Source organism: Thermonema sp., assembly GCF_026003375.1.
GTDB classification, from domain to species: Bacteria; Bacteroidota; Bacteroidia; order Cytophagales; family Thermonemataceae; genus Thermonema; species Thermonema rossianum.
This window is the reverse complement of sequence record NZ_BPHD01000001.1, coordinates 534,013-552,740: the sequence shown is the minus strand read 5'-3', so window position 1 is coordinate 552,740 and position 18,728 is coordinate 534,013. Positions and strand designations below refer to the sequence as shown.

Annotated in this window: 6 protein-coding genes; 5 read left to right on the top strand and 1 reads right to left on the bottom strand. The window is 45.1% G+C overall.

Annotation, left to right across the window (positions count from 1 at the left end):
- Positions 1 to 15 precede the first annotated feature (15 nt).
- The 5 genes from QVE43_RS02435 to QVE43_RS02415 all read left to right on the top strand — a co-directional run bounded on the left by QVE43_RS02435 (position 16) and on the right by QVE43_RS02415 (position 17,856).
- Positions 16 to 4,743, top strand: a complete 4,728-nt coding sequence (locus tag QVE43_RS02435) for a hypothetical protein (protein WP_288004121.1) — start codon at positions 16 to 18, stop codon at positions 4,741 to 4,743.
- Positions 4,744 to 5,530: 787 nt separating this feature from the next.
- Positions 5,531 to 9,070, top strand: a complete 3,540-nt coding sequence (locus QVE43_RS02430) for a T9SS type A sorting domain-containing protein (protein ID WP_288004120.1) — start codon at positions 5,531 to 5,533, stop codon at positions 9,068 to 9,070.
- 22 nt (positions 9,071 to 9,092) lie between these two features.
- Positions 9,093 to 11,417 (top strand): fibronectin type III domain-containing protein, encoded by a 2,325-nt coding sequence (locus QVE43_RS02425; RefSeq protein WP_288004119.1) that lies wholly within the window; start codon positions 9,093 to 9,095, stop codon positions 11,415 to 11,417.
- Positions 11,418 to 11,460: 43 nt separating this feature from the next.
- The gene (locus QVE43_RS02420) at positions 11,461 to 15,354 is read left to right on the top strand and encodes a hypothetical protein (protein ID WP_288004118.1); all 3,894 of its coding nucleotides are present in this window, start codon (positions 11,461 to 11,463) and stop codon (positions 15,352 to 15,354) included.
- A gap of 84 nt (positions 15,355 to 15,438) precedes the next feature.
- Complete coding sequence (locus QVE43_RS02415) at positions 15,439 to 17,856, top strand: WG repeat-containing protein (RefSeq protein ID WP_288004117.1); 2,418 nt, start codon at positions 15,439 to 15,441, stop codon at positions 17,854 to 17,856.
- A gap of 88 nt (positions 17,857 to 17,944) precedes the next feature.
- On the opposite strand, the gene lptB is transcribed toward QVE43_RS02415, so the two are convergent.
- Positions 17,945 to 18,691, bottom strand: a complete 747-nt coding sequence (lptB, locus tag QVE43_RS02410) for an LPS export ABC transporter ATP-binding protein (protein ID WP_288004116.1) — start codon at positions 18,689 to 18,691, stop codon at positions 17,945 to 17,947.
- Between the last annotated feature and the right edge of the window lie 37 nt (positions 18,692 to 18,728).

Sequence of the window (18,728 nt, the reverse complement as noted above, 5' to 3'; positions counted from 1 at the left end):
CAAATAAAATAGCCTATGTTGAAGCGCTACTCCTGGCTCTTTTTCCTTTTGTTACTTTATTTTTCCTTCCCTCTCCGGGCATTTCCGCCAACGAAAGACAGTCTTCAAACAAGATTGACGGCTAAAGAGGATGTGCGCCAGGCAGCGACTTCGCTGCATGAAGTGGGGGCGGTGCGCACTTGGGCAGGGGTTGATGAGTATATGATGGATACCAGGGAGTATCTGTTTGACCCGGAGACGGAATATGCTTGGGAGAATGCAGCCGTTGAGCCTCCTTTGACAGATGAAATGAAACGTTATGTTCAACGTGCCCGGGGAGTGCTTCAAACTATTAAGGACAATGCGCTTTATACTTCTTTACTGGACCCTACTTCTCAGATAGAATTGCCGATTGCCATCAAACGGCAGGTAGGAAGCCAAGAGTATGAGGTGGCGATAGACAGTATCGTTGTTACGCCCACGCATACCTACATGGTGGCGTATATGCGTATCGTCAATCCGGCAGACAGTACTGAGTTGTATTTTATAGGGCGTGATATACGGATATCTAAAGAGGGGGGGATTTATAATGCTCACCTGCTGCTGGCGGCTGACTATTCTCTCCCTATCGCAGGGAAGAAGGCAAAGCTGACGCTCAAGGGCGGAACTACTTATGCCACTTTCGACTGTACCGGCTTCCAAGAGTTAAATGTTGACGCAGAAATTGAGTTTTCCCGCACGTGGCTACTGGCTGAAAACCCTGATGGTAGTATTAACCCTGAGCGCCGGGTGAAGGGGTATTTTAAAACTACAATTACCCAGTGGACCGATTTGGTGGCAGCTGTTGATTTTGATGTCCCCTTCCAGTTGACTGAACTGCCTGATTTTACCTTTACGGTTCGCCAGGCTGTTTTTGACTTTAGCGATATTCAGACACCCGGTCAAGTGCAATTTCCACAAGGGTATTTTGCGCAAGAAGCAGACAAGGCATTATGGAGAGGAGTGTACATAAACTTGGCGGAAGTAAAGTTGCCTAAGAAGTTTGAAACAACTGCTTCCTCGTCTGCCGGGGGGCGTATTACTGCCTCCATAGAGGGGTTGATTATTGATAACTACGGCATATCCGGCAAATTTAGAGGTAGAAAATTGATTGCCTTAGAGCAAGGGAAGCTGCACAATTGGCATTACTCTCTTGATTCTTTAGGTGTGCACTTAGAAAAAAGTCAGTTGATTAGTGCCGGGTTTAGCGGACAAGTATTGCTTCCCATAACAAAAGAAGATGAGGTTTTTTCCTATCGTGCACTCATTGAGTCCCGGAGTGCCAATTATACTTTTGTTATAAGTAATGATACTGAGGTGTCTTTCCCGGTGCTTAAAGCAGCTAAGGTCACGCTTGAGCCGAACTCTTATTTGGAGGTTAAAACGGTGAACGGGCGCTTTCGACCCAAGGCAGTGCTTAACGGGCAAATGGATATTGCTTCGCCCGTAGGAACTGCTGATGACAGTTATCAAGAAACTATAATAGAAATCCCCAGTATTCGCTTTTCTGAGCTTACACTTACCTCAACGGCTCCCTACCTGACCGTTGGTGCTTTTGGCTTTGAGGGAGCAGCCGGGGTGAGCCGCCGGGTGGGGGGCTTCGATATGACTATTGAGAATATCGATGTGCAAAACTATGAAGATGGTGTCAGCATTGATTTCGACGTTATATTGAATTTTGTAAAGTCGGCAGATAACGGCTTTGGTGCCTCCTCCAGTTTGTCAATAGTGGGCGGAGTGGATGATAGTGGCAACTTTTTATCTTGGCGATATAAACATACTGAGCTCCGGGAAGCCCACTTGGATATCGACCAAGGTCCGTTTGCTCTAAAAGGGAGCGCTTACTTTTTTAAACATCACGAAGTTTATGGCAAGGGATTTCAAGGCTTATTGAGCTTGAAAATAACGCCCGGAGGGAGTGCCACTGGTGATGGCTTTAGTTTGGAAGTGAATGCTACTGCTCTATTTGGCACTACGCTTGACAATACTCGCTATTGGTATGCAGATGCAGCAGTGCTTTTCTCTCCGGCTTTGAAGACCTTTCCGGGATTTGATGTCGCCGGTTTCTCGGGTGCCCTTTACTATCATATGAAGCCCGACGGAACGGCACCGGCAGGTGCGCAGGAAGTTGGAGTGACCCAAACCGGAAACCGTTATGTGCCGGATGCAAGTATGGGATTAGGTTTGGAAGCCGGTTTGAGCTTTCAAGGACCTAAAAAAGAAGCCTACCATGGCGATGTTATGTTCAGTATCTTGTTTAACCAACGGGGTGGTTTGGCAAGAGTCGCTTTGGATGGCAATTGCTATTTCATGACCCGCTCGGATACTTTGGACCTGAGCCGCCTCAAAGGCTATTCCAATAAGATAGCACAGCATGCCGAGAAACTGCATCAAAAAATAGGGGGCAACAGCTTACTGGCTTCGCAGTATTCAAGCGATGCCCTTACTGATTTGAGCAGCAGTATTTTTGGACTCCCCAATGAGCAGGTGGGCAAATCTGAGGTGTCTGCAAGTGCCCACATCGAATATAACTTCAACACCAGCACACTGGATGCAAACTTTAAAGTTTATATCAACGTAGCCGGAGGAATTGTGAAAGGGGTAGGCCCCGGAGGCCTGGCCGGCTGGGCGCTGATGCACTTCTCACCGGCTAAGTGGTATGTTCTTATAGGCACCCCCGAGCAACGCAATGGCGTGGAGTTTGCCGGTTTGGCAAGAGCTACTGCCTACCTGATGGCCGGACACGACCTGCCCGGAGCGCCACCACCACCGGCTGAGGTGGCTTCCATACTGGGCACTTCGGCAGACGAGCTGGATTACATGCGCGATTTGAATAAGTTGCAGTCCGGTTTGGGCTTTGCCTTGGGGGCTGACATGCGAATAGATACCGGCAACCTTCAATTTTTGATGTTTTATGCGCGCTTTGTAGCAGGTGCCGGCTTTGACATCATGGTGAAAGACTATAAGAATACCCGTTGTGTGGGCGCTTCCTCGCCCATAGGCATCAAAGGATGGTATGCCAACGGACAAATATATGCTTATCTCAAAGGGGATATAGGCATGCAGGTGAGGTTGCGCTTTTACAAAGGGAAGTTTAAAATATTGAGTATCGCGGCAGCTGTATTGCTCCAGGCAAAATTACCCAACCCCACTTGGGTGCATGGTATGGTAGGGGGGCGCTTCTCTATCTTGGGCGGTTTGGTAAAAGGCAACTGCCGCTTTGAAATGACCTTGGGCAAAGAGTGTGAGCTGATAGGCTCGCCACCGCCTCCGGTTGCCGATATAGAGGTGATTGCCGGGCTGACACCCAAAGACAATGAGTCCGAAGTGGATGTGTTTGTCAACCCGCAGGCAATTTTCAATTTGGAAATAGGAAAGCAGTTCTCTCTGACGGACCTGGAAGGTAAGCGCCGTGCTTACAGAGTAAAATTGGATTTTGCCCGTATTAAAACGGAGGAGGGAGAGGTTGTCAATGCTACTCATGAATGGAACGAACCCCATGATGTGCTGGCAGTAAACAGTTTTGAAGTGCTGCCCCCGGAAACAAAACTGGTCTTTGAAGTGCAAGTAAGCTTCGAAGAACAGGTGGGAGGTAACTGGGTAGTAGTAACCTATGAGGGGCAAAAAGTAACCGAGTACCGCACGGTGAGCTTTAAAACCGGCAAAGCACCGGATTATATCCCGAAAAACAATGTCTTGTATGCTTATCCGGTTGACAGACAACTGAACTACTACATTGATGAAACCAAAGAAGGATATATCAAGCTGAACAAAGGGCAGGCGTACCTTTTCCAAGACCCTGCTTGGGAGTATCGCGGAAAATTGTCGCCGGCCGACGGCAGCGCCTCCATTTATTTCGATATCGGCTATGATGTAGAAAACCGGGAAGTATTCTTTGAAATGCCCGATGGCCTGCACACTACTACCGTGTACACTCTTCAACTGGTACGCATACCATTGGTTGTCAGTCAGGAAGTAGATAAGAACGTCGTAACCAAATATAAAGTAGATGAAGAAGCCGGGGTGAAAACACGGGAACGCAGTGCGGAAGGCAGTCTGAAAGTAATGGAGGAAGATGAGTTCTTTACCATGCATTTCCGCACAAGCAGGTTCCGCACCTTTGTGGAGAAAATGGACAACCTGCAACGAAGTGGCGACGACTGGCTGTGGCCCGTGGCAGTGGGTATTCACGAAATCGGGCGCACGTGGATAGATAACGAAAGCTTCGACCGATTCGAAATGCAAGGTGGTGCCCATTTCGAACCTCTGATTTATGCAGAAGCAAGCCCCAATGCCGATTGGCTGCTCTACCACATCAGACCGCTGTTGTATGATGGTTATTTAGAACAGTCTGTCTTGCGCATTACTAATCGAGATATAGATGAGTTAGGCTTGGTGCCTGTGCGGGCGATTCAATGGACAATGCCTGATTTTACTGATGAGTTGCGGGATGAGCATATCACCTCCGGAGCATATACACCGATATCCGGCGTCTTCTCTTTGGTATATGATCTGGCAAGAGTAGCCCACAATGACCGCACGGAATTGAGAAACAAAGCGGCGGCAGCAGAGCATCGAGGGATTTCAAACTCATATATACATAACCTGCTGCTTAAGGATTGGGTACCTATACAGCCGGGCACCTATCCATTGAAACTTCGATATAGACTGCCCGGGACAGGACGGACTACTTCCGAGTGGGTCACTGAAATTAATATTGACTAAAAGACTAAGATACACTATGAAGCGGTTAATACTAATTGTTGCTATTCTCTTGCAAGCAGTCAATGGCAGTTTCGCCCAGCAAGCGAATAAAACATTTGTCCTCATCAATGTGGGAGGATATTGCCCGTTCTATCATTGTAGTGGGAACAATTGCAATGAGGGTATAACACATTATCTTGAGGATAAATACGATATCGATATAATTGACTCTTATCCTCATTATTATTATGACAGCCACAATATTTTTCTTTCGTGGATTCAGTATGATGTAGATATTAACCAACCTACCCTAGGGGCCGTTCGGTATGTTTCTTTTAATCCTAATAATGGAATAGAATCAAAGAGTTATTTCTATTATGGAAGTCCTCCTATGATAAAAGAAGAAGAGTGGATAACTCTTGGCGATAATCGATATTTGATTGATTATCCCGAGGTAACGACTACTCGCACACCGACCTGTTTTAACGATAGCATTAAGATTCACTTTGGTTTTCAGGTGGACAACAGGGCGGACTTACTTGCGTTGGGTGAGGTTGCATGGGAATGCTCTTATACAGTTTATAAGCTTGACGGTGGTGCCTTTAATGAGACGCATGATTTACACGTCTCATATAAAAACCGTCTTCTTTTAGAAGAAGCTTTATCTAACGTAAAACTTGCTAATGGTCGGACTATAAAAGACTTGCTTTTAACTCATGATGCTTATAAAGCAGAGGTGGTGTTCAGGGCTAAGCTTAAGCCGAATGGGCATGCTTCGTATTATTACTCTAAAAACGTGACTGATAAAATGGAGCTTTACAGGGACCTCGCTCCACCTTTACCTAATGGATATGCAGATGGGGATACCATTAATCAAAATACCACTATACAAGAGGAAGCGCAACTGTCAGAAACCATTGACTATGTAACTATCCATCATGTAACCTGGAAGTCGGGCAACGACGGAAAGTTGGAGATAGGCTATCCTACCGGCCATAATGCACCGAAAGTAAGGGTGTCTGTACAAAAAGACGATAGAAGTATTACAAAAAGTGCCACGCTTGAAAGAGGCGCCGGTATTCCGGCTATAATTGATGCTTTACCGGCCGGCAGATACGAGGTGCGATTAGAAAATGTATATGAGGTAGGTAATGGTACCACCCAGACAGGGTGCTATTCCAGCTTTTACTTCTACATCAATGAGCCGGCTCCTTTAAATCTGCAAGCCAATGCTGACAGTGTTTCATGTTATGGGGGCAGCGACGGAAAAATTGAATTTAACATCACCGGAGGGGTGAAGCCCTACTCTCGTGCTGAGCTTTACAGGGAGGGGAGCAAGATATATGAACTCGACCTGAAGAACGGCGAAACTACTGCTTTTGAAGGACTGCAAGCAGGCAATTATATACTTAAAGTGTATGACAGCGGCAGCGGGGTATTTACTTCAAGCAATATATCTGTTACCCAACCTGACTCTTTGCAACTGGGCTTTGAGCCGGAGAATACCTATGCCTCCTGCACGGCAGATACCTTCCAAATTGCAGTGCCCGGTGGCAGTGATACCTTGAAAGCGACCATCTCGGGAGGTACCGCCCCTTATAGCATGAAGATATTTGATGCACTTTCCGGCAGCTTGGTGAACACACTGAGCGGCCTTGGTTCAAATAATATTGTAAACATCACCTTGGGTGAGGGGCAATATCGCTTTGTGGTCACTGACAGCAAGGGATGTGAAAAAACCGGCTATTACGAGATGAAAGCTCCGGAACCTATTGCCTTGCAAAACCTGCAATTGCAGCATGTGCTTTGCAATGGAGGAGTAGATGGAGCACTACGGGCAGAAATCACCGGAGGCATTGCCAAGCTGAACTGTAAATATGAATGGACCTTGCTCAAAGGCACCACCGAGTGGGCATCGGGAGAGGGTGATGCCATAAGTATTGATAATTTGATCAGTGGAAACTATACTCTCAAGGTAATAGGGGCTTATGGCAACGAGTTTAGCACAAGCATTACCATCAATGAGCCGGCAAAGTTGATGGCATCGCTTCACACCAATCCGGTAAGCTGCTTTGGCACGGCTTCCGGCAGTGTTGAATATACACTCACCGGGGGGACCCCGCCTTATACCTTGTACTTAACTGATGAAGAATCAGGCGATACTTTACGCACATTGAATACTAACAGCCCAAGCGGTCGTATCGACTCTCTAACTGCAGGACAATATAAGTTAAGTCTGCTTGATGCGAACGCCTGTCCGGCTGACTCTGCCTATAGCTTTGAAGTCAAAGCCCCCGAGGGCATGCTCTCTTTGAGTGTAAACGAAGTGCAAGATGTGTCTTGCTATGATGGGAACGACGGAAAGTTGTTTTATTCTGCTTCCGGTGGATGGCGTGGATATACATTTACGTTATTGCGTCGACGCCCGGATGCTACTTGGGAGCTTGTGACCTCTACTACCACAGAATATATAGAAGGACTCAAAGCCGGGATTTACAAGCTGCGCGTACGCGACAAAGAAGGGTGTGAGACAGAACAGGAGGTAGAAATTAAACAGCCTGAACCGCTGGGTATCGCTCAATATGAGTTGTGGAATGCCTCTTGCGCCGAGTCTGCTGACGGCAGGGCATTACTGACCATACAGGGCGGAACGCCGCCCTATACTGCCACCCTGACGGAGGGGGAAGGAACCATTGAGCCGGCAGGAGCAAACAATGAGCAATTGACTTTAAGCGGATTGAAGAAAGGAAGCTACCGTATCACAATTACCGATAGCAAAAACTGCCAAATAGAGCATTTTTTGAATATAACGGCACCGGCTCCTTTGCAACTCAATCATGCGGTTGTGCAGCAGGCTACCTGCTCTTTTGCCGATGGCATCTTGTCTTTCTCTATTGAAGGTGGAACCGGACCTTACACTTATACCCTCTACTATGGAGCGGAAGTGGTAAATGAGGGTACTGCCGGAACTGAGCCTTTCAATATAGAAAATCTGCGTGGAGGCATGTATCGCATGGAGGTGAAAGATGCCAACGGCTGTATCCATTCAGAGGCTTCCATTGTATTGACCACTACAGCAGGACCCCAAATCCAGCAGCAAATACTTCGTGAAGTAAGCTGCCCCGGTGGTAAGGATGCCTCCGTTCAACTTGTTGTTACCGGAGGGCAGGCACCATACACGCTGTCTGGAATAGGTACTCAAAGCTATCAATTGGGAGAAGGCGACACCCTGACGCTCAACGGGCTTGAAGCCCGCGCCTATACTGTGTCAGTAGTCGATGCCATAGGTTGTGTGTCGCAGCTTCTTGTGACTGTACCCGGACCCGGGCCTATTGAAATTGACTATACGGCCGGGGCACCTACCTGCCATGCTTATGACGACGGCTTCATTCGTATAGACAACATAACGGGAGGTACCTCTCCTTATACTCTGCTATGGCAAGATGGAGTAGAGGGGGCAGAGCGGCAAGGATTGCCCGCAGGTACTTATACCTTAAAAGTTATTGATAAAAACGCTTGTGAAAAAACTTTTGACATAGAAGTGCCCGAGACCGCACCCGTGAAGCCGGCTTTTGAGGAAGAGCACTTCGTGATATGCCCGGGCACCACGCTGGCGCTCGATGCGGGCAACCCCGGCAGCACCTACCGTTGGTCTTCCGGCAATGGATTTTATGCCGAAAGCCGGACCGTGGAGTTGACAGAAGCCGGCATCTATCACCTGACGATTACAACACCGGCAGGTTGTGTGGGAGAGAAGATTTTTACGCTTGAAATCTCGAATGACCTGCTGCAAACGGAGTTCCTCATTGCCTCAGAAGGCTTTGTAGGCGATACCCTCGTAGCTATTGACGTTACTTATCCGGAGCCGGCCGAAATTGAGTGGATTTATGACGAGTCCAAAGTCTTGCGTCTGGATAACGGCAATCTGCCTCATTATTACGCTTTCTTTGTCTTTAAAGAAGCCGGTGAGTATGCCATAGGCTTGTCCACTCGTTTATCGGGCTGCGCCAATACCAAAATGAAAACGGTTCATATCAAGGAGCGTTCCGACACCTTGGCAAGAAGTGCCTTGGGATACCGCGAAGCTGCTGCATTCAATGTCTTTGAGCTGTATCCCAATCCCAACGAAGGACGCTTTAAGGTGCGTATGGAACTATCGAAGGCGGCAGCTGTCCACGTGCGTATCTTTAACTTAAGTGAAGCTTCGCCCGTGGCTCATTACCAATTGGCAGAAGCCAAAGAGCATGAGCTGGCAGTAGAACTGCCCAAGCTGGCACCCGGCGTGTATGTGTTGGCTGCGGAAACTGCCGATGGTACAGTACAAATGAAGCGATTTGTGATTCGATAAAGATTAAAAACAACCACTGTCAATGAGCCCTTTGTTCAAAACACGTGTTGCCCTCTTGTGGCTTTTGTGTCTACTGTTCTGCGGGCAGCGTGCATCGGCACAGAACTACCCTATACGCACCCAAGTGCTGATGCAGCCGCCTTATTCGCCCTATCTTGCCGACTATACCGAGCCGGCTACCAGTCGTCTGCAGCTGCAAGTGATTGCCGAAGACATCTCGTTGGTGAACTATCCGGTACGCCTGCGCTTGGTCATAGAGGGTGCCAATATCAGCATCTATACACGCCCGGACTATAAACCGGAGCCCATTTATCTGCAGGGAGGCGTGCCCCTCATCTTGAGTGGGGCAGAGCTGGCTCCTTACTTCGATGCGCAAAATCTGATTTTTAAAGGTATTGACCGGAACGAGTTTTTGCGTGAAAAGCGCCTGCCTGACGGCTTCTACACCATACGTTTCGAGGTGAGTGACTACAACCGTGATATATTGCTCTCCAATCCCAATGTGGGACAGCAGGCCGCATGGATTATGCTCAACGACCCGCCCATGCTCAATATGCCTTATAACGGAGATAAAATAAAACCGCTGCCACAGCAAAATGTGGTCTTCTCTTGGACCCCTCGTCATACATCCAACCCCAATGCGGCACGCAATGTGGAGTATGAATTGACACTCGTAGAGTTGATTCCTGCTGATAGAAACCCCAATGATGCTATTCTTAGCAGCATTCCCATATACCGGACTACCACCACTGCCACCCAGTTGGTATATGGCATCACCGAGCCCCCATTGACGTTGGGCAGAAAGTATGCATGGAGGGTACAGGCAAAAGAGCGCTCCGGGCTCAATTTGTTTAAAAACAGAGGCTTTTCCGAAGTCTTCGTTTTTCAATATGGTGATGCCTGCGAGTGCCCCGAAACCATCGGGCATGAGATTATTAACCCGGAAAAGGTCAAAATCAATTGGAGCTACGGAAAAGGTACTGATGAATACAGCGTGCTTTATCGCAAGAAAGGCACTGAAAACTGGATTGCCACGCCTCCTACCGTCTTGGCTTATACGATGCTGCGCCCGCTGCAAGCCGGAACGACCTACGAGTATAAACTAAAAGCATCCTGTGGCGGAGTGGCGGAGGTAGAGTCCCCGGTAAAGACCTTTACCACGCCTGCCCCTATTGAGCTGGAAGCCACAGCTTGCGGGCAATTGCCGCCTGCTTTCAATCCGCAGACCGATTCGGTATATATGAATCTGCACCCCGGCGATACCATCCGGGCATACGATTTCGATGCCGTCGTGAAAACCCTTGAGATATATGGCGATGGCTACTATGGAGGCACTGCCATAGCCGAGCTGCCCTTTGCCAACCGCGCCAAAATCAAATACAAGATGGATATGGTGCGCCTCAATGCTCAAAAACAAATGATTGAAGGACGCCTGATTGCCATGGGTATGGGCATTGAAGTGATGGATACCCAAACCATGGAGCAAATCGAACAACTGCTCGATGATATAGATATGCTGCTCCAGCAAGCAGAGAATACCATAGAGGTAGTGGACCTCGTGCTTGCTAAAATGGAACAGCTGATGCAAACCTTCAAGAAATACCTGCCCGAAGATATACTCCACCAAATAAATGTGGCACAAGAAGAGCTTGTGCACTGGAAAAACGAATATCAAAAAGCCAAAACACAATTGGACGATGAAGAAGTGGACGTGGCTGCTGTCAAAGACAGCCTGCGCCAAGCCCGTGTAGCCGTGCGTCAGGCCTACGCCGATGCCGCCTCCTATTGGGCGCAAGCTCTTGTCGATATGGTCAGTATCGTATGGAAAGCCATCCTGAAAATAAAAGAAGAGGTGGCACAAAATCCGGAAATAGAAGAGAAATATAAAGAGGCGGAAACGGATATCTTCTATAGGGTTTTTGAAAAACAAGGGGTTACTTTTCAAGACAGTGTCACTTCTGCCGGTATGCTTATTCCCCGTGTAACTTCTTTTGGTAAAACCTTGGAAGAGCTTTCGAACGAATCGGAAGAGTTGTATAACAATATTGTAGCCGATATACAGCGAAGAGAGCTTTACGCCCGCTGGGTGATGAAGAAGCTTGCCGAAGCTTTAGTGGCTTATTATGCATCGGAAGAAAAAGTGAATGTTGAATTTCAAGGCGATGCTGCCATGAAAGGAGAGGAAATACTTGATTTTATACTCCTTGAACTGAAAAAAAGAACACCTAAAGAAGAAATTGTGGTTGCCGTGAAAGATAATATGTTAGATTCACTTGCAGAGCTTGCGCAGGAGTTGATTGAGCAAATGGCATATGGTGAAACAGATGTAAACACGAAGCAAAGATAAAGTATTGACTATGAATACTAATAGAATAAAACATGGTTTTACAATGCAACGGAGAGTATTGCCTTTCGCAGTAGGAGTTCTGTTACTACTAACTCTGAACAGCTATGCCATAGGGATAGACTCGCTTTATATAAAGAAGATAGACAGCCTGGCAGAGTTGCATGCCACACACATTGTTGAGCAAATTGTGGCTAACTATTCTGCCATGCAGAGAGGAGAAGAAGACAAATTACGCTTCTTTATTCCGGAACAAGTGGAATCGGAAGACGATACAGCATTTTTCTCGGTAGGAATGAACGGAAGCAGATCCTGGTATCGGGAGAACTGCTACATAAAAAGCATCGAAAACGAACTGAAAGAACAAAATAAAGCTGCGTGGGATACACTTTCCGGTATCTTCGATGAAGCATCCGGAAGAATAAAATGGGAATCAGGTATTAGGGAGGTCTCGGAAACTGCAACTTCTTATTCCTTTAATTTACCTCCTTTGAAGTACATGGTGGCGGTGCATGGGCTTTTTAAGACTTTTCTTTCTAAACCTATGGGGAGCCATCTCTTCCCCTACGATGGACTGGATTATAACACTCAATTCAGTAATCTATCTTTTAACAAAGATGTGCCTTGGTTGAGTGACGATAGGGTGGAATGGGCTGAAGATATTTTATCCATGGAGAGGGCTTGGGAGAGAATAGCCAATGATTATGCAATGAAAGTAAAAGAGAAGGTAAGCAGCAAAATTAGAGCTAAGATAGCTAATTTAAGTGAACTAAGTGAGCGGATACTATTTACTAATACCAAAATCATCCTCATTTTAGAGTCTTATTATTTAGAGGGCTCACTTGAAGATGGAAATCAAACCGTTAATTACGATATCTACCTTTCAGACTTCTATGCCGAAATTCCCGGATATGAGGGGGCGGCGGGATCTGTAATGGTGTCCGACTCTTATCATGGCATGCTCATCTCATCTATGCAATTAGAAATGCTATGTAATATGGCAGATGTGCCGGCAGATGAAGAATGGAACAATTGTGATTATAATTATATTAGTGAGGACGAAAGAAGAGAGATATATTTGTTGCTGTGGGACTATATTAAGAAAAGTAAAGAGGATAAAAATACAATTACAATCCAAGCATTTTATCGTAATTATAAATATGAGTACGTTCCTATAACTGAATATCCTGATAAAGACCTCCTAGAAGTCCCTCTTGGCTATTTATGGTGGGAGGCGTGGTTTTGTAAGAATGGATTCTCCTCCTTAGGTTTTCCAACTGAGCTATCACGGCATTTTCTTGACCTTTCTGCTGATAGACAATCTTTACTAAGGGACTGGGGGTTTATTATAAACTTAATGAGTTTGGGGGAATACCAGATTAAAAGAGAGAAATTATACAGCGAAATACAAAAGGCGTCTGAAGCAAGAGATAAGCCCTCGCATTTATTGAATAGAGTAAGCAATTTTGCAGCTCTACTTAGAGCTATGTCTAAAGAGAAGGTAGAAAAGATGAATTATAATGGTCCGTTCGGCTATATGAATTTCGATTTTTTTAAACAAAAAGTATTTGAATATCATGATCTTTTAGATGCGTGTTTGAACGGCTATGAAGAGTGGGAGAGATTTTATGATGGTGCATTTGATGGATGGTTCGAATCTATGAGTGATGATGATGTTAGGGCTATAAAGAATAGTAAGGATGCATTTTTCTCAGAAGTGCTCGATGAGCTGGATATTGATTCTTCTCTGTATGCTATCATAAATGAGCGATATATATCCTTTTTAGATATGCTTCGCGGCGGTTTATATAATGTGATTGACGACTTGCCGTGGAAGTCAGAGGGCTTGCGTGACTTGAATGAATTTTTTCTAAAAAGAGAGACTATCCAAGTCACTGAGTCAGGAACTTTTTACAGTCATACTTCTTCTTATGATGCTCCGGTTGCTACCGAAAAGCTTGTAGAGGTTTATTCAAGAACAATGCCCTCCGATATAGTAAAACGTATATGGAATGCCTCTTCTTCGGAGCAATTGTTTAATAATGCCCTGGTTTCTTGGTCCAAGGAAGTGTCGCTTGTTACCCCTCCTAATCAGGAGGTAGTCGATGCATTTGGAAAGGAAGCAGCAGCCATTCTCGACTATTTGAAGGTGTGGTATGACCTGGGCGAAGTTTTGCCGCATCAAAGCTTTTTTACAAGCATAAGGGCTTACTCTAAACTGTCACTGAAAGACCGCTTGCACCTGCTGGTTGTTTTGGAGGAGCGACAAGAGGATTTTGACGAAGATTGGAATGACGCAAAGAATAATCTACTGGCTTCCCTTCCCGCCAGAGGTTGGTTTTCTTTCGGCAATACCAGGCAAGCAGAGAGAGCTGTTGAGTATCAAAGAGAGTATCTGGGGGCTTTTTCTGCCTACATAGAGGAAGCAGCCGAGGGTAAAGCCATCATATATACAGTGCCTTTGGGGATTCCTGACAGAGAGGAAATAATGATGTTGATCAATAGGGAATTTGAAGCAGCAAAGGCATTAAAGGACGAAATCAGAAGGGTGTTGATAGTGGAGGACCCCGGTAAACCGCATGGCTTCACCATCGTAAGAGACGAAATCTTTGTTTCTGAGGGCATCTTGGATATGCTATTTAATAATAAGTTAGTGGCATTTTTGACTGATGGGCCCACCGCTTTGTATCCGGGATGTGAAGAGCAAGGTTGGAATTCGGACATCCCTGTTATTTTTACATTAGGAGTAGCGCATGGAGCACTGACAGAAGCAATTGGAGATTTTGTTTCTTTTGAGGCCAAAAACCCAAAAGGAACCATAGATAAATTCAAAATACTATTCAAAGCAGATACTTGGTCCAATCTAAGTTTTAAAAAAAATTTCAAAGATGCATATAAGAAATTAATAACCGATGTTAGAAGGCTAAGAGAAGAAGAACTTTCAGCAAAAAAGGTAATATCAATGATTTCTGATGCTTTGTCAGAGGTTGCTAAAGAGGGACAAAAAGAACTTTTGGGAAAGATAGCTTTGGGGTATGATGGCGAAAATGTGAATCTTATAAAATCTATAGGTGAGCTCAAAAAACTTACTGATCCAAACGGGCAGTATTTTGGATTTAATTATATTAATTATGATTACTATGCTGCTACTCTTGCCAGTCATCCAATAGAGCTTGTGGGACTTAAGGAAAATACTCTTTCTGAGTTCGGCAATGAATTGAGCCCGTGTAAGCTTATGGCATCCTTAGGAGGGCTTTTAGGTACTTCTATGGTATCGATTATAAAGAAAGGCGGTATATTTGGTTTAGGGGAAGCTATCACTGGCTGGCTTGCTGGTTATTTAGGTAATTTTATTGAATATGGTATAAACAATTTAGGGCATTCTTATCAAATTTTCTCGGAGAGGCGCAGTCTTTCTGAAAACACCTTAAATATACTTAATTATCCTTTACACATAGATTATCGTTATGATAATGGAAGTGATATATTCACCATAAGTATTGGGGTAAATAATAAGTACAAGGTTAAACTGGAACGCAAGGAGCCTTTTAAATGGAACTCAAGAGCTGTTAATGGCTTGCAAGCTCACGATGTTTCAAAGAACACCTTTCTTATAAACCTCCAAAACCCCATCACGGGCGTGGCTTTAAAAACAGTAAAGATTGATATTGGAGGAGATATTTCTAAATTATTTTTACCTGAAGATGCCCCTGCTGAGATAAATAATCTTGATAATTTATATGTAGATGCAGGGCCTTCTGATTCTAATAAAGGACCATCTTATGTCTTTATCCCGCTTACTTCTGAAAACAAGGGAAACAAAAATAGAGTGGATTATGTGATTATCGGTGCCAAATCTGTGCTTTCAGACAATGGGGCTGTTCATATTTACCCGGTAGTTATCTTTTTAGACGATGCTATATTAACAATTAATGAGTAAAAGAGCCTTAAGATATGCTTAATGCTAATAGCAAAGCGTGAAACAATGAATAGGAATCTTGGTAAAAGCAAATGATTAGAAATAATGATGATTAAGAACTTATTACTTAAACTGATTTTGATTCTACTCACTTTCCAAACCCATGCCCAAACCCTTGTGCCTTACAACTGTGGCGACAAGTGGGGCTATGCCGATGAAACAGGCAAGCTGGTGCTGCCCTGCCGTTATGATGCCATCAGTCGTTTCATCAATGGTAGAACAGTGGTGGAGAAAAATGGTAAAGATATGTTGATTGATGCCAAGGGCAAGGTGATTTTGGAGGAAGGAAGTGGTTATGAAGAAATTGTTTGGGGAGATGAAAATTATTTGATAGCCAGAACAGTAGGGGAAGGGGTACCGGTTTTTATTCATGTGAAGACTCTTAAAACCTATCCTGCACCACAACTCAAAGATTTGTTGATTTTTCATGCTGCTAATGGGCGCGTTTGGTGTGTTCGGGCAAATCAGAAGAATACTGACCAAGACTTTAGGATAGTATCTTCGAATACATGGATACCGCAAGAAGGCGTTGATTTGATTGCATGGGATATAGAAAAAAAACAGGTGCTGGTAGAGGCTCGCCTAAAGGTGTTGCCTCCCAAAGGGAATAGAGAAAAAAGGCTATGGAGGCATTTACTGTCTCATGACTGGTGGATACTTGAAAAAGAAGGAAAGAAAGGCATATGGAGTTCAACAGATATAGAAGAAGTGATACCCATTGAATATGACGAAATACAATTTACACTCTTCACACAACCGGACGCCAAGTACTTTGACTCTTTTGCCGTTCTAAGAAAAAATGGGAAGTATGGTATTTATGCTATAAAGGAAAAAAAAGAAATTTATCCTTGTCTCTACGATAGACTTTTTGTCTTAGAAAGCAAGTACTTCCCCAATCACTTTGTGTTTACCAATACACAAACGCAAGAGTCCCGTCTGGTATATGTCTCTCCGGATAATCAAGTGCATGTAGGCAATGCCACCTTTAACACTTTGAAAGAGAATGATGCTATCTTACCGAAGCTGAATTATTATGATGTTGTGTCTTATGTTTTGGTTAGAGCAAGATATAAGGGGAAGGTTGGTTGTATAGACTTAAAGGGTAACTGGGTGGTGCCCCCCATGTTTGAAGACATAAACGTCGGACGCCTGGTTTTTAAGAAACCTTTACTGCTGCCGGTAAAGAAAGAAGGGAAATGGGGGTTGTTTAGTGTGGCACAACAACGCCTATTGATTTCTCCTACCTATAGCTACATGTCGCCGTTTGCAGAAGGATATGGTGTCGGATACAAAAAGGGTACTCGCAAAAATCCTGCCGCCGGGGTAGTTATTGACAGTGTGGGACATGAATTAAAAACACTGTCTGATACATTAATGGCGGTGCCTATGTCTGCCGACTTATTTTGGGTAAGTACCAACAGGCCCAAGAGCCAGGGGGAACGCTGGTTCCTAATGGACTGGCGCAAGGGGAAAATACGCGATGAGGTTATCAAGAGGGCATATCATGTGGATGATTTTTCGCGTTATTTACATCAAGATATTCTCTCAGATCAATTTGACATGTTGAATATGAGTGTCTTTAAGGAAGGTGCGAAGTATTCAGAAGAAGCAGTTATATCTACCAAGGATGGTTCCATAGTTTTCCCGGATATAGACGAGTCAGTGCGTGTGCTCACACCACCTTTTGCCAAGCATTCCTCTTCGATGGATTATAGCATAAACCTGCAAACAAAAGAAGTAGTGAATGTAAGGCAAAAAATCAATCATTGGATAAGCAATATACTGAATCATCGTTTATATGTAATTGAATCATATGAAAAAGGGGTTAATATATATGACTTAAAAACAGATACTTATTGCTTTGATCCGGAGGATGCAAAAAAGTACACAGAGGTTTATATGGTACAAGATGGGCTGATAAAAGCCATCATCGAAGGTGAAGAGAAGTATAGGTATGATTTATACATGTTTACCGAGGCACATGGCGTGAAAAAATTAGGAGGCTTTCTCTCTCACACGTCAGGTTATGAGCTAACAGACAATCTTTATTATAAAGGCGCCAAAGTAGTCATTGATAATGAAAATAACAGACTGATTGGGTGTACCGGGGAGATCCTCCTTGCCATTGAACCGCAGACTGCACATATAAATTGGCTTGATATAGAGTCCAGCTTAAAAGGAAGAAGAATTAACTGGGGAGAGGATGAAGCAGGCATTATACTGGATAGTCAGCCTATGAACTATACCGCCCATGTTTTTAATGCTTTTTATAGTACTCCTGATTATCCGGCTTTGGCCTACCACCTCATCAACACCCGTACGGGCAAGGTGGTATATTCAAGTGAATACCCCATTTACCCTACGCCCTACGAAAAGATTTACCGCGTTACGTATAAGGGTAAAGACGGCAGAGACCACACCGGCTACATTCATCTGAACGGTACCCGTTACTGGAAGGAATAAAGACAAAATGAACAGAAAAAAGCGGCAGGCATCACTCGGGTGCTTGCCGCTTTGTCCTTTTAGTCAATGGTAGTCTTTCTTAAAGACTCTAAGAAGCAGTATCAAAAATCTTGCGTTTAAACTCATACAGCTCGCCCAGGTAATACTTGCGCACGTCCGGGTCGTTTACGAGCTCTTCGGGTACGCCCGAACGGAACACCTTCCCCTGTGACATCACATAAGCCCGGTCGGTGATGGAAAGCGTTTCATCTACGTTGTGGTCCGTAATGAGGATGCCCAAATTCTTGGCTTTCAGCTTGTACACTATCTTTTGTATCTCCTCCACGGCAATGGGGTCAACACCGGCAAAAGGCTCATCCAGCAACAAAAACTTAGGGTCGGAAGCCAAAGCACGCGCTATCTCGGTGCGGCGGCGTTCGCCCCCGGACAACACCTTGCCCAGGCTCTTGCGTACATGCGTGAGGCTGAACTCTTCGAGCAGCTGCTCGGCACGCTCTTTTTGCTCTTTTTTGGAAATGCCTGTCATCTCGAGCACTGCCAACAGGTTTTCTTCCACACTCAAATTGCGGAAAACCGAAGCCTCTTGTGGCAGGTAGCCGATGCCGCGCCGTGCCCGCCTGTACATGGGCAGGGGGGTAATGTCTTCGTCGCCCAGATATATCTTTCCTTCATTGGGCTTAATCAGCCCCACAATCATGTAAAAAGAGGTGGTTTTGCCCGCACCGTTGGGTCCCAATAGCCCCACAATACTGCCTTGCTCCACTTCTACCGACACATGATTCACTACTTTGCGCTTGCCGTATTGTTTGAGTAGGTTCTCTGCACGTAAAATCATACGGAATAGTTTGGTTGCTGCTCTTGGAAATACAAAT